23 protein-coding genes and 2 pseudogenes are annotated in these 26,242 nt (G+C 40.9%); 3 read left to right on the plus strand and 22 right to left on the minus strand.

What is annotated here, in order from left to right; genetic code table 11:
• Positions 1-38: 38 nt before the first annotated feature.
• Positions 39-446 (minus strand): annotated as a pseudogene (locus tag AACP56_RS09550) (RrF2 family transcriptional regulator).
• A 120-nt stretch (positions 447-566) separates the two neighbouring features.
• Here AACP56_RS09550 and AACP56_RS09555 point away from each other — a divergent pair.
• Together AACP56_RS09555 and AACP56_RS09560 are read left to right on the plus strand one after the other, a co-directional pair.
• Positions 567-1,442 carry a sugar phosphate isomerase/epimerase family protein gene (locus AACP56_RS09555; protein ID WP_339337331.1) on the plus strand — a complete coding sequence of 292 codons (876 nt, stop codon included), beginning with the start codon at positions 567-569 and terminating at the stop codon, positions 1,440-1,442.
• A 30-nt stretch (positions 1,443-1,472) separates the two neighbouring features.
• Positions 1,473-2,162, plus strand: coding sequence for a hypothetical protein (locus AACP56_RS09560; RefSeq protein ID WP_339339920.1), 690 nt, complete (start codon positions 1,473-1,475; stop codon positions 2,160-2,162).
• A gap of 151 nt (positions 2,163-2,313) precedes the next feature.
• On the opposite strand, the gene AACP56_RS09565 is transcribed toward AACP56_RS09560, so the two are convergent.
• The 5 genes and pseudogenes from AACP56_RS09565 to AACP56_RS09585 all read right to left on the minus strand — a co-directional run bounded on the left by AACP56_RS09565 (position 2,314) and on the right by AACP56_RS09585 (position 6,776).
• Positions 2,314-3,141: an RteC domain-containing protein gene (locus tag AACP56_RS09565; protein ID WP_120182573.1), complete on the minus strand. Its 828-nt coding sequence runs from the start codon at positions 3,139-3,141 to the stop codon at positions 2,314-2,316.
• A gap of 161 nt (positions 3,142-3,302) precedes the next feature.
• Positions 3,303-3,524 (minus strand): heavy-metal-associated domain-containing protein, encoded by a 222-nt coding sequence (locus AACP56_RS09570; RefSeq protein ID WP_120182572.1) that lies wholly within the window; start codon positions 3,522-3,524, stop codon positions 3,303-3,305.
• 176 nt (positions 3,525-3,700) lie between these two features.
• A pseudogene (locus AACP56_RS09575) lies at positions 3,701-6,006 on the minus strand (multicopper oxidase family protein).
• A gap of 65 nt (positions 6,007-6,071) precedes the next feature.
• Positions 6,072-6,515, minus strand: coding sequence for a DUF3347 domain-containing protein (locus AACP56_RS09580; protein WP_120182570.1), 444 nt, complete (start codon positions 6,513-6,515; stop codon positions 6,072-6,074).
• Between the two features lie 39 nt (positions 6,516-6,554).
• Positions 6,555-6,776, minus strand: coding sequence for a heavy-metal-associated domain-containing protein (locus AACP56_RS09585; protein ID WP_120182569.1), 222 nt, complete (start codon positions 6,774-6,776; stop codon positions 6,555-6,557).
• A 367-nt stretch (positions 6,777-7,143) separates the two neighbouring features.
• Here AACP56_RS09585 and hppD point away from each other — a divergent pair, with 367 nt between their 5' ends.
• Complete coding sequence (gene hppD, locus AACP56_RS09590; RefSeq protein ID WP_050377144.1) at positions 7,144-8,304, plus strand: 4-hydroxyphenylpyruvate dioxygenase; 1,161 nt, start codon at positions 7,144-7,146, stop codon at positions 8,302-8,304.
• A gap of 228 nt (positions 8,305-8,532) precedes the next feature.
• Here the strand turns inward: hppD and AACP56_RS09595 are convergent, their stop codons facing one another.
• The 16 genes from AACP56_RS09595 to AACP56_RS09670 all read right to left on the minus strand — a co-directional run bounded on the left by AACP56_RS09595 (position 8,533) and on the right by AACP56_RS09670 (position 26,185).
• Entirely contained in the window at positions 8,533-10,788 is a 2,256-nt protein-coding gene (locus AACP56_RS09595) for a heavy metal translocating P-type ATPase (protein WP_050377143.1), read from the minus strand.
• A gap of 126 nt (positions 10,789-10,914) precedes the next feature.
• Complete coding sequence (locus tag AACP56_RS09600; protein WP_050377142.1) at positions 10,915-11,316, minus strand: HAD family hydrolase; 402 nt, start codon at positions 11,314-11,316, stop codon at positions 10,915-10,917.
• A 120-nt stretch (positions 11,317-11,436) separates the two neighbouring features.
• Positions 11,437-11,862 (minus strand): Fur family transcriptional regulator, encoded by a 426-nt coding sequence (locus tag AACP56_RS09605; RefSeq protein ID WP_082171028.1) that lies wholly within the window; start codon positions 11,860-11,862, stop codon positions 11,437-11,439.
• Positions 11,863-11,984: 122 nt separating this feature from the next.
• Positions 11,985-12,545, minus strand: a complete 561-nt coding sequence (locus tag AACP56_RS09610) for a DUF2652 domain-containing protein (RefSeq protein ID WP_339337330.1) — start codon at positions 12,543-12,545, stop codon at positions 11,985-11,987.
• 98 nt (positions 12,546-12,643) lie between these two features.
• The gene (locus tag AACP56_RS09615; RefSeq protein WP_339337329.1) at positions 12,644-13,939 is read right to left on the minus strand and encodes a TolC family protein; all 1,296 of its coding nucleotides are present in this window, start codon (positions 13,937-13,939) and stop codon (positions 12,644-12,646) included.
• 9 nt (positions 13,940-13,948) lie between these two features.
• Positions 13,949-17,077, minus strand: coding sequence for an efflux RND transporter permease subunit (locus AACP56_RS09620; RefSeq protein WP_339337328.1), 3,129 nt, complete (start codon positions 17,075-17,077; stop codon positions 13,949-13,951).
• A gap of 3 nt (positions 17,078-17,080) precedes the next feature.
• Positions 17,081-18,151: an efflux RND transporter periplasmic adaptor subunit gene (locus AACP56_RS09625; RefSeq protein ID WP_225603953.1), complete on the minus strand. Its 1,071-nt coding sequence runs from the start codon at positions 18,149-18,151 to the stop codon at positions 17,081-17,083.
• Positions 18,152-18,586: 435 nt separating this feature from the next.
• On the minus strand, positions 18,587-19,177 hold the full coding sequence (locus AACP56_RS09630) for a helix-turn-helix domain-containing protein (RefSeq protein ID WP_225603954.1): 591 nt from the start codon (positions 19,175-19,177) through the stop codon (positions 18,587-18,589).
• A gap of 153 nt (positions 19,178-19,330) precedes the next feature.
• The gene (locus AACP56_RS09635; RefSeq protein ID WP_225603955.1) at positions 19,331-20,401 is read right to left on the minus strand and encodes an iron-sulfur cluster-binding domain-containing protein; all 1,071 of its coding nucleotides are present in this window, start codon (positions 20,399-20,401) and stop codon (positions 19,331-19,333) included.
• A 107-nt stretch (positions 20,402-20,508) separates the two neighbouring features.
• Positions 20,509-20,925 (minus strand): hypothetical protein, encoded by a 417-nt coding sequence (locus tag AACP56_RS09640; protein WP_225603956.1) that lies wholly within the window; start codon positions 20,923-20,925, stop codon positions 20,509-20,511.
• A gap of 111 nt (positions 20,926-21,036) precedes the next feature.
• Positions 21,037-21,279, minus strand: a complete 243-nt coding sequence (locus AACP56_RS09645) for a heavy-metal-associated domain-containing protein (protein ID WP_225603957.1) — start codon at positions 21,277-21,279, stop codon at positions 21,037-21,039.
• A 110-nt stretch (positions 21,280-21,389) separates the two neighbouring features.
• Positions 21,390-21,896, minus strand: coding sequence for a plastocyanin/azurin family copper-binding protein (locus AACP56_RS09650; RefSeq protein WP_225603958.1), 507 nt, complete (start codon positions 21,894-21,896; stop codon positions 21,390-21,392).
• A 181-nt stretch (positions 21,897-22,077) separates the two neighbouring features.
• On the minus strand, positions 22,078-22,464 hold the full coding sequence (locus tag AACP56_RS09655; RefSeq protein ID WP_225603959.1) for a hypothetical protein: 387 nt from the start codon (positions 22,462-22,464) through the stop codon (positions 22,078-22,080).
• 53 nt (positions 22,465-22,517) lie between these two features.
• Positions 22,518-23,468: a cation diffusion facilitator family transporter gene (locus tag AACP56_RS09660; RefSeq protein ID WP_225603960.1), complete on the minus strand. Its 951-nt coding sequence runs from the start codon at positions 23,466-23,468 to the stop codon at positions 22,518-22,520.
• 12 nt (positions 23,469-23,480) lie between these two features.
• Positions 23,481-23,753: a DUF5661 family protein gene (locus AACP56_RS09665; RefSeq protein WP_225603961.1), complete on the minus strand. Its 273-nt coding sequence runs from the start codon at positions 23,751-23,753 to the stop codon at positions 23,481-23,483.
• Positions 23,754-23,773: 20 nt separating this feature from the next.
• Positions 23,774-26,185 (minus strand): heavy metal translocating P-type ATPase, encoded by a 2,412-nt coding sequence (locus AACP56_RS09670; protein ID WP_225603962.1) that lies wholly within the window; start codon positions 26,183-26,185, stop codon positions 23,774-23,776.
• Positions 26,186-26,242 lie beyond the last annotated feature (57 nt).

Consider the following 26,242-nt stretch of genomic DNA (forward strand, 5'->3'; position numbering starts at 1 on the left):
TAATCAAATCAAAAGGGAATAAAACTTTCCGTTTGCTCTTAAAGGAAATCTGCCAAGGTGCTATTTCGGTAAACGGATAGGTTCGCATCCCTTACCTTGAACATTAATTTATTTACCGAGCAGGTACTTTCATCGGGTCAGTCATCACACTTTTCATAAAAATTTAGACTTACACAAGGTACCATGGCAATTGGTCCTTCCAAGATACGCATCACCGAAGTCATTTGAATTTCAGCAGGTTCTTTAATTAAATAATATCCTCCGCCTTTTCCTTTTTTAGAGCCCAAAAATCCATTTCTTCGCAAGGTCAGCAAAATGCTTTCTAAAAACTTTTGAGAAATATTCTCATGCTTGGCAACTTCTGCAATTTGAACAGGCTCTCTATCTGGCTGTGAGGCTAAGAATGTCAATGCTTTAAGTCCGTACTTTGTCTTTTTAGAGAGCATAAGACGAAGATAGGAAAAATGAAAAAGACTTTGTCAGCTCAAGTTATGATGTTGTTGTGCAAGAAAATTAAAACATTAAAAAAATTCATTTACTTTTAGTTTTGTAGAAAATCAAAATGTATGAAAGCTATTCAACTTCAATTTTTTGCCAAATTTTTTATCCTTTCTATTACCTTAATCTTAATACAATCTTGTAACCAAGAGAATAAAATTGGTGGACTTGCCTTATATACCGTTAGAGATGCCATGGGAGAAGATGCAAAAACAACTTTGAAGTCAGTCGCTGAAATTGGATATAAAAACATAGAAGCAGCTGGGTATAAGGATGGTAAATATTACCATATGAAACCGGCCGAATTCAAATCTTACTTGGAAGAACTCAAGTTAATACCTGTAGGCACACATCAAAGTAGTGTTACACTTGAGAATGCAGAAATTGAAATGGCAGATGCAAAAGCAGCTGGATTTGAATATTTTGTTGTCCCAATTCCTCCAATGTGGCTTTTTACTTTTGATTCTGAAACTATGACGATGGGAATGACAGGCAGCGCTGAAAATTTAGCAAATATTTTAGATGAATTAGGAGAAAAAGCCAACGAAGCAGGTTTAAAACTACTTTATCACAATCATGATTTTGAGTTTAAAAAAGATAGCACAGGGATAGTCCCGATTGACTATTTATTGGAAAATTGTAATCCTAAATATGTGAATTTTCAGATGGATTTGTTTTGGGTAACCAAAGCTGGTGCAGACCCATTAGCTTATTTTGAGAAATATCCTGGTCGCTTTAAAATCTGGCATGTGAAAGACATGGACAAAGAAGGGAAATTTTCCCCTGTAGGTAATGGAACTATCGACTTTGCCCGGATACTTGCTGAAAAAGAAAAATCTGGCATGGAATATTATCTAATTGAGCAGGATATGACCTTTGCCATGAAACCTATGGAAGCTATTAAGATTAGCCATGATGCAATAAAACGTATTGGATTTAAATAGTTAAAACCATATACCTCAAAGAACCAAGTAATGGATTTTAACTCCCAAATTTTATTCTTGTTCAGTGCATTAGGTGCAGTTAATGGCATATTCTTGAGTTTCTATTTTGCATTTTTCGCAAAGCAAAAAACAACTTCAAATTACTTTCTGGGAGCATTACTTTTTGTATTGAGTATAAGAATTATTAAATCAGTCTTCTTTCATTTCAATCCAAATCTATCTCAAGTTTTTATACAAATAGGGTTGTCAGCATGCTTACTAATAGGCCCATTTTTATACTTATACGTTAAGTCAGCAACAGCTGAGCATCGGGTCATGCAGAAAAATTGGTTCTATCATATAATACCATTTGTTTTGATTGCAATTCTTGCATGGTTTTTAATTCCATATAAAGCGTATAAAAGTTTATGGTCGCCATATCTTGTTAGGGTAATTTATCTTCAATGGCTAGTATACATTATCATATCTGGTTTTCATTTAAAAAACACTTTAAAAAAACTCCCCGCCAAAGACAAAAGACTTAATGATTTTGAAGTTCTACTTGTGAGTGTATTTATAGGAGTTGTTATCATTTGGGTTGCTTATTTTACCAGTAGATATACTTCCTATATTGTTGGAGCATTATCATTCTCATTTGTTTTCTACCTCCTTTTACTCTTAGGTTTTTTTAAGAGGAATAAAAACTCTACTTTTTTTGAAAAAAAGATTAATTTAACCTAAATCGGCTAATAAAGAGTAGTTTACAAGTACCGGAAGTACTATCGGTAACGATTTAGTAATGGTGCTTACTGCACTTGTTTTCATTTGATTACCTTGTAAATCATTACTGCAAATTTATAAAAAATAAAGGTAAAGCCGTGAAACTTTACCTTTATTTTTCGTCTTGTTCGTCCATCCTTTTAATGAGCGCATCCCGAAGACTATCGAGGAACTTTGTGCGGTTCATCTTTCTGGCTTTCAATTCCAGATAGGAATGATAGAAATCCCCTAAGTCAATATTAAACATATTTTCAAAGGTTTTGGCTATGATTTTAATGTCTGCATTACCGTTGTCAATCGAACCTTGCGAATGCAGCGAATATATCAACTCGATGAGTGAGGTCTTGCTGCCCGTCCAGTTTAAAGGCGGGTTTTCCCAAATTCTTTTCTGACTGTTGTTATTCAACTGGTCTTCGAGATAAACCTGTATCAAATCATTGGCAATAATCTTGGCTACTTTGTAATCGTGTGAGGTTGTAAAATTGTGGTCTGCCTCAAAATAATAGGTGTCTAAACTTAGCTTAATATCGTGTTTGCCACGTACAAAGTATTTGTTATCAAGATGGGTGCTGTTGGTTCTGTAATACTTGTAAAATTCCAGATTGGCATCGAAGTACCGCTTGATTTTGGAAAGCTCAATATTGAGGTATTTCCTGATAATTTTATCCCCTCCACGTGGTCTTTTTGTTTCAATTTTATAAATCGAATTGAAGAAGATAAGTTTTGAAACTAACTGCGGCTTTAGCTGCTTGAAAAACAATATTTCTTCTTCCGCATCTTTAAATCCCTTTTCTTGAATGTGCTTCTTTACCTCTTCAATCTTCTGCAATACCAGCACAATAGCATTTTCATACGATACCAATGAATTATTCTGCTCGTAGGTCAATTCACTTATTCTATCGTCTAATTCGTTTATTATAGTATGGCAATAATCTGTCATTGAAAGCGGAATTTTAAGTATGATACCAATAAAAAGGATAAAATGAGGCAGTAATTGCAGGTATCCTACAATAAATTACCTCATTTCAATATGTTTGTTATAGTATGCTTATAGGAAAGCCATATCCGCTTTCACTTTTGAAACTGAATAGGGCTTGTGTATTAAACCATTAAAGGTTCTGCTTTAAAGCCTTTTTTCTTAACGATGGCAACTATTTCATCTTCTGTAATTCCCTCTGATTTTACGGTTAGAATTTTGTCATTGTTAGCTGTATCTACATTCCATTCGCAGATACCGTCCGCTCCGTCCAAATCAGCTTTTACTTTTGATACGCATCCACCACAATTAAGGTTGGTTTTGAATTGAAATTCTCTATTTTCCATTTTTTTGAAATTTATTTATAATGTTTTGTACTGTTGCAAAATTCAGCATAATTCCAAAGCCTGCTATTGTGATATTTCTTGTTTGATTTGTGACTTTTACTGATTTAGCCCGTATTATAAAAAGCAAAAAGGTCATAGCAACGCTACAACCTTTCCCAATCTTGTATTGAAATGCTTTAGTAGATGAGCGAAAGCCCTACACCAAAGCCCATATCACTATCATAGTGTGTTCTGATACCGATATGCCTTGTCAGGATATACCGCAGGTCTGCCATATATTCCAAATCGGTATTGACCATAAATCCGGCTCTTAGTCTTCGGGAGATAGGTATATCCTCACGCATTAACGATACACGAAAAATCCCATCGTGATATACTTCTGCCTGTACATTAACGAGCATTGGCAGGGTGTACATTACACCCAAGCTGACTGCTGCCCGGTTGTCCTTTTTATTGACCTGTCCGAACAGGTTTTGCTCGTGTTCGTCCATTCCCATTTTGCGGTATCGCCAATCGAAACCGATAAACGGCATCAGCCATTGCATTTTACCGATGTAACGTCCTAAATGGGTTTCTACTTCGTAGCCGTGCATATCGTTGTAGCCTAAACGCCATTCTGTACCCAAACTGTAACGGGCGTTCATCAGCATAGCTTCCCCGTCTATACCGTTGATGGCAAAGTCGCTCTGTGCCATTAAGTGTGGCATATTGCTTTCCCGCTGTAACATTTTATAGGCTTTTTCCTTGTTGGGCAATTCGGGATTTTTATAATCGTCCACTGCAAAAACCCTGTTCATTCCTGCCATCATATGGTACAGGATATGGCAATGGAAAAACCAATCGCCCTCGGTATTGGCAAGAAACTCGATGGTATCGGTTTCCATCGGCATAATGTCGATTATATTTTTCATCGGTGCATTTTCGCCGTGCTCATTCAGCACCCTGAAATCAAAACCGTGCAGGTGTATCGGGTGGCGCATCATTGAGTTGTTGTGAATGGTAATCCTCAAAATCTCGCCTTTCTTTACAGGTATTTTGTCGCTTTCTGCCAAGACCTTATTATCCATACTCCAAACGTAACGGTTCATATTTCCGGTAAGGGTAAATTTCAGTTCTTTTACCGGAGCATCTTTTGGCAATGTGGTATTGTGTGGCGATTTCAGCATTGCGTAATTGAGCGTTACTATATTGCTCAACGCATTGGCATTATAACGGTTGGGGTCTTCGTCCGTATTCATTTTATGGTTTTCCCCGTGATGCTCCATTGGCTGCCCATTGTCCTTAGCTTTCTTGCCCTTTTCTTCGCCTGTAATTTCAGGATACATTACTACGTTCATATCCATTTGGTTAAGGCTCATATTCATTCCCATATCGTCAAGGTCGCCGTTCATCTTCATCATATCATTCATCATCTTCATACCCTCAAAATATTTCAGGCGTGGCATTTCCCCAACATATTGTTTTGTACCGCTGCCAATAAAATAGCTTGTGGATTGGGTACGGTCTTCGGTAGTTGCCATAAATTCAAAGGCTTTACCGTCTTCGGGAATGGTAACGACTACATCGCGTAAGTTTCAGATACAGCGATAATCAGCCTGTCCACATCCACAGGTTGCACATCGTTGCCGTCGCTTGCCACTACGGACATTTTACCGCCTGCGTAGCGAAGCCAAAAGTAAGAGGATGCACCGCCATTAGAAATCCGCAAACGCACTTTGTCGCCTGCTTTTAACGGCTTGCCGTCAATGCTTTTCAGGTCTGTATGATGATTGCCGTTCATCAGCACACGTTCGTAATATACATCGCTCACGTCCATAGCCAACATACGTTTCCATTCGTTGGTCAGCTTGGTTTTGAATTTACCGCTTTGGATGGCTTCGGCATAGCTTTGTGTTGCGCCTTTTCTTATGGCAAACCAATCGCTTGCATTGTGCAGCATACGGTGTACATTGTTGGGATTGAGGTTCGTCCATTCGCTTAGCATTATGGGAATTTCCGGCAAATCGTCAATGCCTTTCCTGAATGTTTTGTCATCAGCCCTTTTGTGCATTATAAAGCTGCCGTACATACCAATCTGCTCCTGCAAGCCCGAATGTGAATGATACCAGTGCGTTCCGGTCTGAATAATCGGGAAACGGTAAGTATAGGTTGTGCCGGGTTCTATGGGCATTTGCGTTAAGAAAGGTACACCGTCTTCTTTATTGGGCAGGAATAGCCCGTGCCAATGCAGGGATGTACTTTCTTTCAACTGGTTATGGACAACAATTTCTGCCGTGTCGCCCTCTGTAAATTCAAGCGTGGGCATTGGGATTTGCCCGTTTACAGCGATTGCCCTTTTTTCTTTGCCTGCGTAGTTTACAACCGTATCTCTTACATACAGGTCGTAATGGACTACTTTTTGGGCAATGCTGACTTGTGATATAAAGAGTGCCAACAGGGTTAGCGGCAACAGCTTTTTGTGAAGAAATTTTTGATTATCCATTTTAAAAATAGCATTGGTTATAAAGATTAAAAGGCATTGCCTAATGAGCAATGCCTTAATGGGTATTATTTAGTTTCTGCAACTTTACCACACGTAAGCATAGATGAACCGTAGTAAGGATTTTTGATGTCCTTTTCTTTGCTCAACCAATATGCTTTTTTCATCGGGCAATACTGGTAGTAAACTGGTTGGTTTACTTTGTCGGATGGTTTTACCAGTTTCCACATTATGGTAGATACATCATTGAAAGCGGCTCTTTGCTTTTCAATGTTGTTGCCTGCCTTGCTTAATTTCTCGGTGGCTTTCTGCAATTCTGCTTTCTGTGCAAAATTGTCTTCGCTCTTTACGGCTTCGTTCAGTGCGGAAATAGCGGTGTTTGCCGCCTTGCTGTCACTGCTTACCAAAGCATTTTTTACGCTGATATAATTGTTCAGCAGGTTGCCTGTATTTTGTGCAAAAGCAGAAAATCCAAACATCATTACGGTTATTGCAACTATTAACTTTTTCATTTTTTGTTCCTTTTAAAGATTAGTGAATTGCTGATGGTATTATGCTGAAACAGGTTCAGCTTTAAAACCTTTTTTCCTGATGATTGCGACAACCTCGTCTTCGGTAATGCCCTCTGCTTTTACAGTCAGTATTTTATCGCTGTTTGTGGTGTCAACGTTCCATTCGCAGATACCGTCTGCGTTATCTAAATCTGCCTGCACTTTTGATACACAGTTACCACAGTTAAGGTTTGTCTTGAATTGAAGATTTTTACTTTCCATTGTATTGAACTTTTAATTGTTTTTGTTGGTACAAAATTCGGAACATAATGCGCTATGCTGTTTGCGATATTCCTTGTTTGATTTATGATATTTACTGATTATACCTCAAAAACGGTTCCGCTTGTAATATTTCGGTTTTGTTTTGTGACTTTTACTGATTATGGTGTTGGTTCTGAATAAGCGGAATACATTTACCGCTTAATAACGCTAACTGATTATAAAATGTCTATCAAAACCTTTCTCTCGGTTTTGCATCGGGCGATGTTGTAGCTCGGGTTCAGGAACTAAAACACTATTGCACAATCCCACTTGTGCAAAAACCTTTATTGCAAAATCACACATAACATAATTTTTAAAAATCATTATAATGACAAACGATTTGAAAAACGTTGAATACGGCTTGGATAAAATATTCGAAGGTGCACAGGACTTTTTACCGATTTTAGGAACCGACTATGTAGAGTTTTATGTAGGCAATGCGAAGCAGGCTGCCCATTATTATAAGTCCGCTTTCGGATTTCGGTCAGAGGCTTATGCCGGACTGGAAACGGGAATGAAAGACAGGGCATCTTACGTGGTAAAACAGGATAAAGTACGGTTGGTCTTAACTACCGGAATGCGGTCTAATTCTGAAATCAACGAACACGTTAAAAAACACGGCGATGGCATCAAAGTGGTTGGTCTTTGGGTGGAAGATGCCCGCAAAGTCTTTGAAGAAACCACATCGAGAGGTGCAAAAGCATTTATGGAACCTACCGTAACCACAGATAAAAACGGCGAAGTGGTACAATCGGGTATCTATGCGTATGGCGAAACCATTTTTATGTTTACCGAACGCAAAAACTACAACGGTATTTTTATGCCAGGTTATGAAAAATGGGAAACCGAATATAATCCTGCTCCTGCCGGACTGAAATATATTGACCATATGGTGGGCAATGTGGACTGGAACCAAATGGACACCTGGGTAAAATGGTTTGAGGATGTAATGGGATTTGAAAACTTTCTGTCTTTTGATGATAAGCAGGTTTCAACCGAATATTCTGCCCTGATGTCAAAAGTAATGGCAAATGGTAACGGCAGAATTAAGTTCCCGATTAACGAACCCGCAGAGGGCAAAAAGAAATCGCAGATTGAAGAGTACCTTGAATTTTATGAGGGCGAGGGTGTTCAGCATATTGCGGTAACTACGGACGATATTGTAAAGACGGTAAACGACCTTAAATCAAGAGGTGTTGAATTTCTATCAAGACCGCCACAAGCGTATTATGATGCTATTCCAGACCGTTTAAAAGCGCATATGCACCGATTTAAAGAGGATATAAAGGAATTACAGGAATTGGGTATTTTGATTGATGCAGACGAAGAGGGCTATTTATTGCAAATCTTTACAAGACCTGTGGAAGACCGCCCTACATTCTTCTTTGAGGTTATCCAAAGAATGGGTGCAAGAGGTTTTGGCGCAGGAAATTTTAAGGCTTTGTTCCAGTCTATCGAAAGAGAGCAGGAACGCAGAGGTACGTTATAATTCTATAATTTTCTTTTAATGCGAAGAGGCTGTTTCCAATATTGAAACAGCCTCTTTTTGTGTGCATTTATTTTTGGTATAGTTTACAATTTGGTTAATGTTTGTGTTCAATGTTGTTTTTGACAATTAATAAGCGATGCCTGTGATTGATGTTTTGCCATCTTCCTTTTTGGTTTAGGTCAAAAAAAACTGCCGCAGAATATTTTCGGCGGCAGTCAAATCCAACAATTAAAACTTCATTTTCTGTATTCGCACCGCATTTAGAATTGCTAATAATGCCACACCTACATCGGCAAATACGGCTTCCCACATTGTAGCCAGTCCGCCTGCTCCGAGTATCAGTACAATTGCTTTCACACCGAACGCCAAAACAATATTCTGATAAACAATTTTCTTCGTCTGTTTCCCGATATTGATAGCCATCGGGATTTTAGACGGCATATCGTCCTGTATAACCACATCGGCAGTTTCAATGGCGGCATCACTTCCTAAACCACCCATTGCGATACCCGCATCACTCAATGCAATTACAGGAGCATCGTTTACACCGTCCCCGATAAAGGCTACGCTTCCATTACGGGATTTGATTTCTTTTACTTTATTTACTTTGTCTTCGGGCAATAAATCTCCGTATGCACTGTCAATTCCTAACTGATTTGAAACGTATTGTACCACGGTATTTTTGTCCCCGCTTAACATTGTGGTTCTAACACCCATTTTACGCAGTTTGTCAACGGCGGCTTTCGCATCTACTTTAATGCTGTCAGAAATGGTTATATATCCGGCAAACTTACCACCATAAGCGATTGCTATCACGGTATAAACAATGTTTGCCGTGTCTGCATCGTGGCTGATATTGAACTTGTCAAGCAATTTGAAATTACCTACCAACAGCTCTTTACCGTTGACAGTGGTTTTTAGCCCGTGTCCGGCAATTTCTTCCGTATTTTCAAGTTTCACTGTGGTATCTACTTCTCCCCAGTAATTGTGGATTGCGGTTGCCACAGGGTGCGTACTTTGGCTTTCTAAAACATTGACAAGGTTCAGGATTTCATCTTTGTTGAACTCCGGTTTTATGAATACTTCCTGTACTTTGAAAACGCCCTCGGTCATCGTTCCTGTTTTGTCCATTACTACGTTTTCAACTTTGGCAAGAATATCAAGGAAGTTGGAACCTTTGAACAAGATACCGTTCCGGCTCGCTGCTCCAATACCACCGAAGTAACCTAACGGAATGGAAATTACCAACGCACAAGGACAAGAGATAACCAAAAATACCAATGCTCTGTACAGCCATTCGCTGAATACATAGTTATCTACAAAGAGTGCAGGCAGCAAAGTAATGGCTATTGACAGGTACACTACGATTGGCGTATAAACTTTGGAGAATTTACGGATAAATAATTCGGTGGGTGCTTTTTGAGAAGTTGCATCCTGTACCAATTCCAGAATTTTGCTCAATTTACTATCAGCGTAGTCGGTAGTAACTTTTATCTGACTTACGGTATTCAGGTTAATCATACCTGCCAGTACAGTGTCGCCTTTACCTTTGGTGTCGGGTTTACTTTCTCCTGTGAGTGCTGCTGTATTGAATGAAGCACTATCCGAAACTAATTCGCCGTCCAAGCCTAATTTTTCGCCCGGTTTCAATTGGATAATATCGCCAATGTTAGCATCTTCGGCTTTTATCACAACCGCTTTGCCTGCCCTAAGAACCGTAACTTCATCAGGACGTTGGTCTAACAGGGCTTTAATATTTCCTTTGGCTCTTGATACTGCAATGGTCTGAAAAACTTCTCCTACGGAATAAAACAACATAACGGCTACTGCTTCGGGATATTCGCCTATGGCAAATGCTCCTATTGTAGCAATACCCATTAAGAAGAACTCTGAAAAGAAATCTTTATACCGGATACTTTCTATTGCTTCTTTAATTACGGGTAGTCCGACAGGGATATAGGCAATTACATACCAAGCAATTCGTACCCATCCGGTAAACCAATCCTGTGGAAAGTAATTATCTAACCCGATGGCGATAAGCAATAAAATTAATGAGATACCCGCAGGCATAAAAAGCTGAAACGCTGTTTTGCCCTCTATGTCGTGGCTGTGGTCGTGGTCATCCCCGTGGCTGTGCCCGTGTCCGTGACTATGGTCGTGTCCGTGGTCGTGGTTATGACCACCTTTTTTGTTATGGCTGTGTTTATGACCGTGGTCGTGATGGTGGTGGCTGTGGTCGTGATGGTCTTCCTCATCATCACAATGTCCGGCATCGTCTTCACTGCAACTGCTGCCGTCAGTGTGTCCGTGTCCGTCATCTTTATGATTGGCATCTTTTAGCAAATCTGCTGCTCCTGCTTTTTCATAAATTTTCTCTGTTCTTACACAGCACAACTGATTACCCTGCGTATCATATTTGTGTTTGTGTTCCTTTTTTTTTACAAGGTTCAGATTGTTATCTGTACTGCAACATAGTTTTGACATATCTATTAATTGTTTTTAATTTCCATTTATAAGGCAAAATTACTATGGGGTTTTGGGAACTTAGTTGCAAAAGCAACACGGCTATTTTGGAGTATATAAAATTTGCCTTTTGGAAAGGAGCGGTTGCTATGCTGTGGTTTCGGTAATGAAAAAACAGCCTGTGTACCTGTCGTCAATCATTACAATAACCACCTTTTCGTTTACGTGGTCTAAACTTTCATCGTAATAGAAGTCATAAGATTTCATCCAGGCTATATTGCCGATGATGACTTCGTGTCCGTCCACAAAACCTTTAATGCCGCAGCCGGGTATCTTTTCAAATTTATCAACCGTATAATCTGATAAAGTGATTGGCGGAAGTGCTTTGAGAATAGCTTTTGCTATGGGATGCTCTGCTTTGGATTGCAGTGCTGCCGTGTATGCCATCATCGTGTCTTTTTCGGGAACGGCACATTCAAACCTGATGACTTTAAAATTATTGTTGTAGCCTACATCTGTATCTTGGGTAGGGATATATTTATCTGCCATAGTAATATTTGATTTAATTACACAGCAAAACTACCCGTTGGTTTTGGGAACTTGGTTGCAAATGAAAAGCAGCCATATCCTGAAATATGACTGCTTTTGATTAACCGATTGGGATAAAAATTATTTTTTCTTAACGAACCTCGAACATTCGTTACACATTCCTTTCATCACGAAATTGACACTTTCCAACAGAAATTTATCGGGAAGCTGAATGGGCGGTATGGAAATGCTTTCAAGGCAAAAGGTATTTTTACAACGGTTACAGTTAAAATGTACGTGCAGCTCGCCAACGGTACACATACAGGTATCACTGCAAATGGAATACTTCATTGAGCCGGAACCGTCATCAATCGTATGGATGAGCAGGTTGTCGTGAAAAAGGCTCAACGTTCTGAAAATGGTCGATTTATTGACAGTTTCCAATTCGGTTTCCAAATCGGTAAGGCTGAACGCTTTTTTAAAGTCAGACATTGTTTTAAAAATTAACAGCCTAACTGATGTTGGTTTTATACTCCTGTTCAATAATTTTTGTTCCAAGCGTTCCATTTTTAGTATTTTATATGCTGTCCGTAGCTAAGGTGATTACACAAAAATAGACAACCTTGCTGCCGACAATTTTACGATATTCTTTGTTTGATTTATGATATTTACTGTTTAGGTTTTTACAGCTAATGTATGTAGCCGATTTCGGGCAAATACATACAGTCATCGCAATTGTCGTATTCTACGGTTGCTTTTTCGGGTTGGTCGAAATTGGCTTGTAAAAAAGCATCAGAAAACAAGGCATAAGGCGGATGTTCGGCAATATGATTTTTCAGCATCTTGTGTGCTTCTACCACAGGTGCGCCGTAGAGCTTCTCGAATTTCCCGATTTTGTATTTGGTAAATTCTCCATAGTGTACGATTATCTTCAGCGAAAGCGGAATTTCGATTGCCAGTTGCATTGCCAGGCGTTTGAGTTCCTTTTGAAAATCGTTGTACATCTGTTCTATCTGCATCAGGGTTTCTTCAAAAGTGGGCAGGTTATGGTGCTTGTAAAATAGTATGGCATCGCCCTCTATTTCCGAAATTTCAAGGCAAAGGATATTGCTGTCCATTATTGATTTGAGCAGGCTTTCGGTTATATATTTACCAACAAACATATTGGATTTGATAACGAAATCTGTAAAACCTGAAATGTCGGGTATCATTACCATTCCTTTTTTATTATCGGCGGTATGTTCTTGCATTATTCCATCGTATTATTAATTAAAAATGCAGGGGCGTATGACTGCCCCTGCATTTTGAGTATATCAGTGCCGTAGCATTAACTCCATTTCAACAAAAGCTATTTTATCTGCCCGATGGCTTTGCGGTACACTGCTTCGGCAATTTTGTACCGTACTTTTGCATCTAACATATTGCTGTATGCTCTCTGCCAAAGTGTTTCTGCTATCAGCACATCTTCTCCGGTAATAGTTCCGGCTTTAAAGCGGTCATTACTCAATTTAAGGTTCTCGTCAGCTTCGGTTAATGATGCCTGCATCAAATCAATATTTTTTGTCTGTAATTGCAGGTTAAGTGTTGCCTGCTCAACCTCCACATTGATTTGGCTTTTCAGTTCTTTCAAACCGTATTCAGCCGAACGGATTGTCGCTTCCTGTTGTTTTACTTTTTCCCGTTTGCTTCCCCAGTCGAAAACAGGGATATTCACGCTTAGCATACCGAAGTAGGTCAGCATATGTTTTTTGGTCGGGTCGCCAAAGTTGATGCCCTCTTTTCCAAAGGCAGCCACTCCGTTAAGTGCTAAACCAACGGTTGGTTTCAGGTCGGCTTTGAGCATACTTTTTGTTAGTTCGCCTATTTTAACGGCATTGGCAGCCAAATCAATTTCCGGTCGCACGGCATCGGTGTTTTGCAAAATGCCCTGATTTGAAAAGTCGCCCGTACTCAATGTATCAGCTACGTCTATCACTGTGGGGTCTTCCATTCCGATTAACTGGCTCCATCTTCTTTTTGCCAAAATGAGCTTGTTTTCCGCTGCCTGTAAGCGGGCTTCGTTTTCGTTTTGAAGCACCTTTGCCCGCAACACATCGTTTTTGTAAATCAATCCTGCTTCAAACTGATTGTTCAGGAAAGTGTAATGCGAAGCCAGTTGCTTTTTAACCTGCTGTTCCAGTTTTATTTCTTCCTTTGCCTGCACTACAAGCCAGTAAGCGGTTTCGGTAGCCAATAATACTTCATCTTCGACCAATCTTTGTTGAGCGTTGCTCATCTGTATATTGGTTTCCGCCATTTGCTTACCGTACTTAATTTTACCTCCGGTATAAATCGGCTGTGTAACGCTGACCATTGGTGCAAGACCATATTCGGGAAGCATTGTGTTTAACGGTTCGCCAAAGTAAAAGGCGGTTGCCGAAGCATCCAGTTTCGGTCTGCCTGCCACATCAGCAATCCGCTTGTCGGATTGGGTGGCAATTACGTCCTCTTTGGCTTTGCCTATCCTGTTGTTGTTTTTTAATGCCAGCTCTTTGCTTTCCGCAAGGGTTAACTGCTGTTGTGCAAAGAGGTTGTTTGTTCCCTGCAAAAGAGCGAAACCGCATATAAAAACCTTTATGACTGTTTTATATCTTTTCTGTAACATAATCCCTTTTTATGATAAGTATTTTTGGTTGTGAGCATCGGCATTCAATTCTTGTTGCTCATCCAACTGTTTGTTTTTTGGTGGTTTTACGAACCTGTAATACAATACTGGAACGATAAACAAAGTAGTAATCATTGATACCAGAATACCGATTGAAATGGTACTGGAAATCGGTCCCCATTCCGGAGAGCCACTCGCCATTAACGGTATCAAACCGATAGCCGCCGCCATTGAGGTAAGGAAGATGGGACGCATTCTTCTTTTGGCTGCTAATAAAGCTGCTTCTCTAATTGTATGACCGTGCTCGCTTACCAGTTCATCCGCATAGTCAACGAGGATAATCCCGTTACGAACCACAATACCCAATAAGGCGGTAATACCGATGATTGCCATAAACCCGAACTCGTAACCTGTAAGGAACAAGCCTAACATTGCACCAAGCAAGCTCAACGGGAACGAAGCCAGTACAATGAATACTTTACCAACACGCTTGAACTGGAATAACAGGACAAGGAAAATGAGGACGAAACTTATCATAAAAGCTTTTCCCATTTTGGGACCGCTTTCCAGTCCGTCTTCATATTCGCCACCGTAGGCAATCTTAATGCCTTTCGGTAATTTCAGGCTGTCAATTTTCGGCTGTACCTCTGCAAATACTTCTGCGGGTTTTCTGCCTAACTGTGCTTCGGAAGAAACGGTTAACGTTCTTAATCCGTTACGGTGTACAATAGCCCCAGTATGCCAAGACGGTTGTAAATCTACCACTTGCTTTAAAGGTACTTTAGCACCGAATGTTGAATTGATGTACATATTACCCAAAGCATCCAGACTTTCCCGGTCGGTTTCGTCTGTACGCAATACAATGTCGATGGCTTTATTGCCCTCCCACATTTGTGATACAGGGTAGCCTTTTATTTTTGCACCGAGTGCGTGAGCAATCTGCGCTTTGCTAACGCCTAAACGCAGGGCTACATCTTCTTTAACAACGGCTTTCAGCCCTACATAATCATTCTGATAATCGGTGCGCACCCAGTTAGAGCCTTTGGTATTTTCCAGTAATGCCGCAACCTGTTTGGCTACTTTTTTCTGCTCGGTCATATCCTTGCCAATCACACGTATCTCAATCGGTGCGGGCTGCTGCTTCTTGCTTAACTGCCTTACCCGTACATAACCGTTCGGCAAGTAGTTGTTGAATTTCTGCACATACTCATCAATCATTTCAGAAGTGGCATCCTTGCTTGTGGTATTGATGAATATCTGCGCAAAGTTCTCACGTGGGTGCTCCGGTGCGTAGGTGGAGTAGAAACGTGGCGAGCTTGTACCTATAAAGCTCGCTGTGGTTACAATTCGTTTATCGCCTGCAATTTCTTTTTCTATCTTCTTAACGGCTGTTTCGGTTTCGTGGATATTTGTACCGTTATCCATCCACAATTCAAGGTTAAACTGGTTTCTTTCAACGATTGGGAAAAACTCGGTTTTCACCTGACTACCTACCACGAACGAAAGTAAAAAGATGAATATTCCTGCTACCAATGTGGTTTTCTGCCATTTCATACAGAACTCGATAGCTCTGTCAAAGCCTGCCTGCATTCTGTCTAAGAAATTGCGTTTCTTCGGCTTTTGGGCATCGTGGCTTTTCAATCCTTTTTTCAGGAAGTGGTAACACAAGTAAGGTGTAAGGAACAAGGCTACCAAGAACGAAACTGCTAAGGCAATAGTTACGGTAATCGGTATCCATTGCACAAACTCCCTTGTTAGTCCGGTTAGCGTAAATGCCAACGGCAGGAACGATAGGACAATGGTTAGTGTAGCAGTAAAAATTGGAACCATTAATTGCGTTGCACTTTGCCAAGCGGCAGTCCACGACGGTATTTTTTCGTCCACTTTCTCAATGTAGTTATCCACTACGATAATGGCATCATCTACTACCATCCCCAGTACAATAATCATTGCCGCCAAACTAACCTGGTGCATTTCGATACCAAGTAAATTTAGGATAGCGAATGTTACGGCAATTGTAACAGGTGCGGCAATAGCAGAAATTGTAGCCACTCTAAACGGTAGCAGAAGCATCACTACCAAGATAACGGAGGCAATGGCAATACCGAACTCAATAAAGAAATGCCCCAAATTCATATCCACCACTTTGGGTTGGTCGACAATAGTGTTGACCTGCACATCTGATGGCAGGATTTCTTTTACTTCAGCAACTTTTTGTGTCAGCGCATTTCCCAAATCGACAATATTCTGTCCGGGTTGCATTTCTACGGTCAGCATCATTACATCATTTCCCGCAACCGTAATTTTACTTTTCAGGTCTTCGTATCTCCTTTCGATTTTGGCTATATCACGCAAGCGGATATTGCCACCCTGCGGAGAACTATATACAATAAGGTTTCCGATTTCATTTTCATTCTGATACTGCGCATCTGTAAAAATGAGGAAACGGTTTTTGTCAATCTCAATATCGCCGCTCGGAATGGTTACATTCTGTTGGCTCAATGTTGCTGTGATTTCATTGATACCGAAGCCGTATTGTTTCAATACATCTTCACGCAGGGTAATGAATATTTGCTGCTTCTGACCGCCGTATCGCTTGATTTTGGAAACCTGCGGAATGGTCTTAATACCGTCTTCCAGTTCGTCCAGATAATTTTCTAACTGGGCGTAAGAACGACCGGGAGCTGATACAGCAATCATCTGAACGACCACATCGCCGAAGTCGCTGTTCACATACGGTCCCTGTACGCCCCGTGGCAATATCAGAGGCATATTGGCATCCAAACCGTGTTGTAAGGTGTTCCAGAATTTTTTGGTGTCCTTTACATAGTCCTGCAATTCTACCGTTACAACTACCTGTCCGGGCTTACTTTCCGAATGGGTTTTATCTTTTTTGATTTCCTCAAAACCGAACAGGTATTGTTCCAGTTTATCGGTAACTTCTTTTTCCATCTGTACTTCGTCGCTTCCGGGATAGAAAGCCACGACAAGCCCCGTTCTGACTGTCACACGGGGGTCTTCACTTCTCGGCATCGTCATTAATGAAATCAGTCCTGCAAGCACCATAATAACGGTAATCGCTATCGGTACTTGCGGAAATTTCATTGCCGCTTCAATGATGTTTATTTTCCTTTTCATAAATTATTCAGTTTTTGGAGCGGAGGTTGTTACCGATGCTGTTTCTGCTTTTACTTTTTGCCCGTCTTTGACGTTTTTTTGTCCGGCAAGGATAATGGTTTGGTTTTCTTCAAGCCCATTGGTAATAATGACTTCATCGCCTACGATTTTGCCAACGGTTACCCTTGTCAGCTTGGCGTTGTTGTTCTTATCTACCACGTACACGTGAGGGATTTTATCAACGTTGTTCACGATAGCGGTAAGCGGTACACGTACCTGCTTAACCTTAACTGGAACGCCTGCAAGCACTTGGGTAATCATTCCCGGCATCAGCACACCACCGGGATTGTCAAGGCGTACTTTCAGTGTATATGCTTTGGAAATTTCATCAGCCACGGGATTGATGATTGTGATTTTGCCCGTGAAATTGCGTTGCAATGTAGGTATGTGCATATCCACCTGCATCCCTTGTTTAAAGTTCCCGATTTCGCTTTCGGGTACTGCGAACTGCGCATATACCATATCCGTTTTTACGATGGTAAAGGCAGGTACTCCCGGTGCTGCGATACCGCCCACCTCGGCGGCTTTCACGGTTATAATTCCGTTGGTAGGCGAATGCAGGCGGCTGTCGGAAATGCGCTTGCGGTTAATCTTTTTGTTTGCCTGCGCCTGTGCTACTTTGGTTTTGATGTCGATGTAATCCTTTTCGGGGAAGCTCCCTTTTTTGTACAGTTCATCAAATCTTCTGAACGCATCCTCGCTCTGTTCAAGGCTTGCATTGGCAATCTGCAATGCGGCTTCGTACTCGGTGGCATCAATGCTTGCAAGGAATTGTCCTTTGCTTACACGTTGTCCCTCATTTACGCCCACACTGTTAATTGTTCCGCTTACGGCAAAACTTACGGTAGTCATATTATCGGGTACAATAGAACCCGAATAGGAAACGGACTGCTCTGTTTCCGAACTGTTGATGGTGGCTACGGTTACTACCGGAGGCTCCTCTTTTAACTGTTTTTCTGCTTGTTGCTTACAGCTTTGTATTAAGCCTGCTCCCATTACGAAGAGGGATAGCAAGCCAATTTTATGTGTTCTCATTTTAAATTTATTTTGTTACTTAATTTTTGGAGCAATGCGCTATTGATTTTTCCTGTTTCAACATATTTTTAAATTCTATGGAAAAGCTATCCGTCAGTTTTGGGAACCTGGTTGCAAATGCTGAATAGCTTTTTTGTTATCCTTTGTTCGGGCGTAAAACGGAACGGGGTTCTCCTGCAAATAGCCGGATTAAGTGCAGTTGTTGTATCTGTCATCTTATTTGTTGTTAAACTTTGAAAATCTTAAAATATCAGGAGCAAAGGTCGGGTTAGCGCCATAGAGCAGCCATACGAAATGACGGGTAAAAGTTGTGAAATTTACTTTTTTGAATGGCTTGTATGTGCCGTAAACAAACAGAGCTACTGATGTTTCAGTAGCTCCGATGTCCGCATTAATAAATTCAGCGTATTGCCTTGTTGATGGATTGAAAAACCCTTAATGCGGGGTATGCTCTTCGTCCATTTGCATATTTAGGGTATGCTCGTGCTCCTGCTTTACCTGCCTGAAATAGCTTGATGTAAAGCCTGTGTGCTTTTTCAACTGGTTGGAAAGGTATGCCTGACTGCTGTACCCCAATAGGTGGGCAATCTCGGTCAAAGACATTTCGGTATCTGCCAAAAGCTCTTTTACCTTTTCAATTTTCCGATGAATGATGTACTTTTCAAGTGTTATTCCCTCTGCCGAAGAAAATAAGGCACTCAATGTATCGTAGTTCTTGTGCAGCTTATTACTGATTAAGGTCGTGAATTTGGTAGGCGTTCCGCTATCCAGTTGCATCCTGATACCTTTTTCTACCAACTCTTTTATCTTGTTTATCGTTTTTTGGTTTTTGTCGTACATCAGCTCAAATCCGTTGCTTTTCAGCATCGTTTTGATTGCTCCCAACTTCTGCGAAAAGTCTTCCGTATCTTTTAAAACCACTTGTCCCAGTTTTATATCCAAAACCTCAAAACCCAAAGCTGTCATTTCCTGTTCAAGAACATACATACATCTATTGCACACCATTCCTTTTATTAATAGTGTCATAGCTTCTAAAAATTGTATTAATCCCTTTATTCAGGGGTCAAAATTCTGCATTTGCTACCTACAAAGTGTTATGATATTCCGGTTTTGTTTTGTGAAATTTTATGAAAATCGGTGCAGTAACATTAAATATTATAAACTTACTTGTGTGCGGTATTACTGTACCGTAACACAAACATCCGCATTCATCGGGTAGCTTTGGCAAAGCAAAATTATTCCCTCTGCAATATCCTGTTCGGTCAATGCGGCATTGTTTAGCATCCGAACTTCTCCGTCTGTCTTTACAGCCCAACAAGCTCCGCAGGTTCCGTTCTTACAAGAACTCGGCACATTGATATGATGGGCTTTCATCGCATCCAAAAGCGACTGCTTCGGCTGAACCTCAATGAGCGATGTACATTCAAAAGTCTGCGTTTCATCATTAATGTAATTTTCCTCGTAGTAGTTTACAATCACATCTTTGGCATTGCCGTCCGTTTCCATATTGCCCGCATCTATCGGTATGGGGTCGAAGTATTCCAAATGGATATGCGTTTCGGGAATGTTCAAGCCCGTTAAGGCATCCCTGTACAAATCCATCAGCCCATTGGGTCCGCAGATGTAATAATGGGCTTCGGCAACCTCGCCAACCAGTCTTTTGATGACGGAACGCAAAACAAGCAAATTGAACCTGCCTGCAACGTGGTTGATTTTGGTTGAAACAAATTCGGGTGCGGTAAAGGAATAGCAGATGTTCAGCTTTTCATCCGCCTGCATCGCTTCCAGTTCATTCCAGAATATAGTATCTTCCGGCGATTTGTTGCTGTACACCAGTAAGGGAATTGGATTGGTGCTTTCAATGCTTTTCAGCATTGCGTATAACGGCGAAATACCGCTGCCGCCTGCCAATAGTACGATTTGGGATTGTTCTGCTATCGGTTTTTCCAAAACAAAGTTTCCAAAGGGTGCTTCTATTTCCCAGTTTTCGATATGGTCTGCATTATCCAAAATGTAATTGCTCATTTTTCCGCCTGTGACCCTTTTAATGGTAACGGCGGGAAATTCTTCAGACGGCTTAGAACTGAACGAATACGAACGTATGAGCAGTTCGCCGTTTACCGTAAGCCTGATATTAAGGTATTGACCGGGCAGATAGGTAAATGCCTGCTGCGCTGTGTCAAAGTATATGGTAATGGTGTCTTCGGTTTCCTTTATAATTTTGTGTGTCTGCCACGTGTATTTCTTCATCTCTCGGTAGTTTCCTGTCTTCCATTGCTTATAAAAAGAAAACCTCTGCTTTAGTACACAAAGAGAGGTTAATGAAGACTTTTATTTAAAAGTTTGCTGTTCTGACATTATAATTTGTTTTGTCTATCCTGCTGTCTTTTGATGATTTCGAGCTTGTTTTTTCGTATTTGCTTAAAATGTGCAGACGTTAATCCTGTATAGGTTATTAACTGACCCGATAGTTCAGTCGGCTTTTGGTAGCCTAATGCTTTTGCTATCTGCGATATGGATTGTTCGGTGTACACCAGTAATTCTTTTACCTTTTCGATAATACGCTTTATAAAAATAATTTCAAGGGTGATATTGCATTTAACAAGGAGCAGGTTATTCAACTGCTGGTAATCCGTTTGTAGCTCGTTAGTAATTTGGACGGTAAATGGTGCGGATGTACCTGTATCCAATCGTGTCTGAATATTCAGGTCTGCTACCCCGCAAACTTTCGTCATTATTTCCGAACAGTCGCCTGAATTTTGTTTATGTGACATAGCTTCTTATTTATGGAACAACGTTCTAAAGTGTTTCATATTTTCTTTGAAATAGTTTCGAGAAAAAAATCCCGGAGACGCACTTTCATACATTCCCGGGATTGCCCAAATTTAATTGCAGCATCCGGTTGAGCAACTTGAAGCCTCATTGCTGTCGCCGCCAACTTTGTAGCCTGCTTTTTCAATCGCCTCAACCAGCTCTTCTTTTACTTCATCGCTTTCAACTGAAACAGCCAATTTTCCTGCTTCTAATTTTTCGATTTTGATGCCGTCTATGTCTTTGATAGCACCGTTTACTCTTGCCTGGCAGTGTGCACTTTGCATATCTGGTATGCTTAATTCTACATTTTTCATTTTGAACTTGTTTTTTTTATTGTTCTACAAATTTCCGTATTTAACGGTGAGTTACTATTATGCTATTCCTTGTAAGATTTGTGATTTTTACTGATTTAGAAATTGCCGTATTATTCTACAATGAACTTGCCTTTCATATAGATGTAATGACCAGGAAACGAGCATAGGAAATCATACGAACCTTTTGCCGGAGCAGCAAAGGTGATTTCGGCGGTTTGCCCGCCGCCAATCATATCGGTTTTGGCAATAATGGAGTTTTCCATTCCCTTTGGAATGTAGCCGTTCTCCTTAGCATCTATTGATGCATTGGCAAAGGCGTTAAAGTCTGTCCCTTGTGCAAGAATGACAACATTGTGCCCCATAGCTTCAATCGGTGCTTTGCCGATGTGCTTCAGAATGAGCTTTACAGTTTGTCCCTCTTTGGCTTTAAGTTCGGTCTTGTCGAATTTCATATCATCTCCGCCATTAATGGTAATTACGGCTTCGTTACCAGTTTCTGCTGGTGCAACCGTTTCTTCTGTTTCGGGATAAAGGCTTTCCTTTGCCTTTTCTTCTTTTGGTGTATTGTTACAGGCAGTAAAAGCGATTACCGACAATGCTAACACTAACTTTTTCATTTCTATTTGAGATTTTATTTGTTTTCTGATATTGCAAATTTCAGCACATTACGGCAGTTCCTTATTACGCTTTTCCCTGATAGATTTGTGATATTTACTGATTTGGAAGTGCATAAAAAAACGGCAGTTCCTGTTGAATGGAACTACCGTTAAGCAAACGCAATAAAGCTAAATTCGATGATTATTTTTTCAGTTTATCCGCAGGTGGGTTGTAGTCTGCCAAAGCAGTTACCCTTACCGTATCTACTCCTGTAATATCCCAAGTGATAGGTATCATTACCATATATTCGCACTTCGGGCACATATCGCCCTGCGAACCTATCATTTCTTTATGCCCCGGACAACCCGTAATCAGGTGTCCTGACGCATCAACTAATTCGCCTTTTTCATTTCTGTTTTTTGCGGTTGTTTTTTCGGCAGGTTTTTCAACCTGTTCCGTAGCGTGGTCGTGTCCATCGCCCGCTGTGTGTACGTGTCCGTCCTTTGCTGTTTTGGTATCGCCACCGCAAGATGCCAAGAGGATAGTTAACGAGGCGAATGCGCCTATCAATAATTTGCTCACTTTCATTTCTATTTCCTTTTTAGAGATTAAAACTTGTTTTTAAATAGTATTCAACTGAATTAATGATGATGATGGTCGTGTCCTGATGGGTCTGCCTTTACATTGCACAATACTGAATTATCGTGTGTATGGGCAGGTGTTTCTAACTGAATAGTTACGTGATGAATGTTCAGGTGTTCCAAATCGTGCTCTATTTTACGAAGCATTACTTCACTTTCTCCAATCGTCATTTTTTCATCAACTACGGCGTGGCAGGTAAGGGCGTTCAAACCGCTTGTAATCGTCCAGATATGCAGGTCGTGAATGCCGCTGATACCGTTGGTGTTCAGGATTTTTCCAGTTACCTTTTCAACCTCAACATTCTCCGGTGTGCCCTCCATTAATACGTGTACCGATGATTTGGTTACTAAATAACCGCTTCTCAATACCAGTATGGAAACGATAACACTTGCCAATGGGTCTGCCCATCCCCAACCAAAGAACATAATGAGCAAGGCTGCGATGATAGCACCAACCGAACCAAGCATATCGCTGATTACGTGCAGGTATGCGCCACGCATATTGAGGTTTTCTTTTACGTCAGCCCCACGCATCATTATCCAGGCTACAAGCACATTAACGAGTAAGCCGATGAATGCCACGATGAGCATACCGCTTGATTGAATTTCCGGCGGGTTTTGGAAGCGTTCTATCGCTTCGTAAATGATATAAGCTGAAATCAAAATCAGCGTTGCGCCGTTGATAACCGCCGCCAGTATTTCAAATCTTTTGTAGCCGTAGGTCTTGCCGTAGTCGGCTACCTTGCTGCTGAACTTAAATGCCATCAATGCAATGAACAATGATACCGCATCGCTCAACATATGTCCGGCATCTGCTAATAATGCAAGGCTGTTTGTCAGTAATCCGCCGATTACCTCTACTGCCATATACAACGTAATGATAACCAAGCTAATGGTTAAGGTCTTTTTATTCGCACTGTGCGAGTGGCTGTGCCCGTGGTCGTGTCCCATATTCTTTCTTAATTATTCGTTGCCTAATTGTGGAACTTCCATTCCAAAACCTTTGTACAATCTTGTATAATAATCTGAAAATGCGTTTAAGTGGGATAAGGCAATTTTTGCCGTAAGAATAGGGTCATTACCTGTTACATTGGTTGCCTCATCTTGCAAGCCGTGTTCCAGTTCCACTTCAAGCCCTACACGAAACTCATTTAATGGAATTTTATTCCAGTCAATATTCAACTGGTCGCCAATAGATTTGGCTTGCTCTGCCGTAAAATGTGTTTTCTTTTCCATTGTCTTTAATTTTTTAGAAGTTATTTTTTCCATTTTAAACGTAAACTATTGCTTACCACACTCACACTGCTTAATGCCATTGCCGCTCCTGCAATCATCGGGTTTAATAAGAAGCCGTTGATTGGGTAAAGAATACCTGCTGCAATAGGAATACCGATAAGGTTGTAGATGAATGCCCAGAACAGGTTTTGCTTAATGGTAGCAACGGTCTGCTTTGATAATCTTATTGCCTGTGGTATTTTGGTAAGGTCTGATGAAATGATGGTCATTTTAGCTACGTCCATTGCGATATCCGAACCTTTACCCATTGCGATACTGACATCGGCTGTTGCTAAAGCTGTACTGTCATTGATACCATCGCCAACCATCGCTACCACTTTGCCTTGTTGTTGCAGTTCTTTTACAAAGTCGGCTTTGTGCTGTGGCAATACTTCCGCTTTGTAATGCTTGATACCTGTTTGTTGTGCAATGGCTTTGGCAGTTGCTTCGTTATCTCCGGTCAGCATATACAGGTCAATGCCCATATCCTGCATTTCTTTGATAGCTGCTACCGATGTTTCTTTGATTTTATCGGAAATAGCCACTACCGAAAGTGCCTGTTTGCTGTTTGCAAACCAAATAACGGTTTTGGACTGTTTGCCCCATTCATCGGCTTGCAGTTGCAGTTGCTCCCCAATGGTAATCTTGTTTTCAGCTAAGAGCTTTTTATTACCTACAAAATAGGTTTCGTTATTGTGATTGGCTTTTGCTCCTTTACCTGTAATACTGTCGAAGTTTGATAACGTAGTGGTAGAAACTCCGTCCAGATGTTTAACAACGGCTTCCGCCAACGGGTGTTCCGATTGTTTTTCGATGCTCAATAAAATATCTTTGGTCGCATCGTCATTGTTCAGCCATTGGATGCCTGTAACCTGTGGTCTTCCCTCGGTAATGGTTCCGGTTTTGTCTAAAACGATAGCGTTTACTTTTTTAGCCAATTCCAGACTTTCCGCATCTTTAATCAAAATACCGTTTTCAGCACCTTTACCAACGCCCACCATAATAGCGGTTGGTGTTGCCAAGCCCAAAGCACAAGGACAAGCAATAACCAATACGGTAACGGCTGCCAATAATCCCTGTACTACACCGTTATCGCCACCCAAAATGAACCATAGTACAAATGTCAGGATAGCAATACCCATTACTACCGGAACGAAAATACCTGCGATTTTATCGACCAATTTCTGTACCGGAGCTTTGCTTCCCTGTGCATCCTGTACCATTTTGATGATTTGGGCAAGCATTGTTTCTTTGCCCACTTTAACCGCCTTGAACTGGAAGCTGCCTTTTTGGTTGATTGTACCTGCAAATACCTTTTCGTTTTCTTTTTTCAGTACAGGTACAGGCTCGCCGCTTAGCATACTTTCATCTACATACGAATTGCCCGATACCACCATACCATCTACCGCAATTTTTTCGCCTGGCTTAACTAAGATAATATCGCCTGCGTTCACATCTTCGATGGCTTTTTGTCTTTCCGTACCGTCAGCTTCTATCACGATAACCGTTTTCGGCTGTAAGCCCATCAGTTTTTTAATAGCTGATGAGGTGTTTCCTTTGGCTTTTTCTTCCAGCAGCTTACCTAACAGAATGAATGCGATAATAACGGCGGCTGCTTCAAAATACACGTGAGCGTGTAAGCCTCTCTGATGCCAAAAGTCCATAAACAGCATATTGAATACACTGAATATATAAGCAATACCTGTACTCAATGCTACGAGGGTATCCATATTGGCAGAACGGTGTTTTGCCTGTTTCCACGCATTAATAAAGAAGTCTTTACCTAACCAAAGGACTACCGGAGTGGAGAATGCCCACATTATCTCATTACCGTAAGGCATATCCATAAAGAACATACCGATAATGACTACCGGAAGCGATAGGATTACCGCCCAAATGGTTTTGTTTTTAAGTTTTCTGAATTTTTCGGCGTGGATAGCTTCTAATGTTTCCTGCTGCTTGTTTTCGTCTTCAAGCAGTAAGTCATAACCGCCATCCTGTACCGCCTTTCTGATTTGCTCGGAATTGGTCATATTCGGCAGGAACTCCACGGTAAGGTTGCCCGTACCAAAGTTTACCGAAGCATCTACCACGCCCGGAGCGTATTTTACCATACTCTCGGCACTGCCCGCACAAGATGCGCAGGTCATACCCAATACGGGATATGTATGTTTAACGGTTGGAACGCCGTAGCCTAAATCTTTAATCGCTTTTACAGCTTCTCCTACTACCTCGTTATCATTTACGGTAATAGCCGCCCTGCGGTTATTTAGCTCTACTTTGTGGGTTTCTACGCCTTTTACCTGTGCCAGTCCTTTTTCGACTATCAATGCACAGTGTTCGCTTTCTACATCCTCTAAAGGAATGTAAACTGTTTCTTTATTTGTTGCCATATTTCGATTGCTTTGTTTTCACATTGCAAAGTTGGCAACAATAAGGGGGAGTTCTAT

The sequence above is a fragment of the Croceitalea sp. MTPC6 genome (assembly GCF_036985525.1).
In the GTDB taxonomy this organism is placed as follows: domain Bacteria; phylum Bacteroidota; class Bacteroidia; order Flavobacteriales; family Flavobacteriaceae; genus Croceitalea.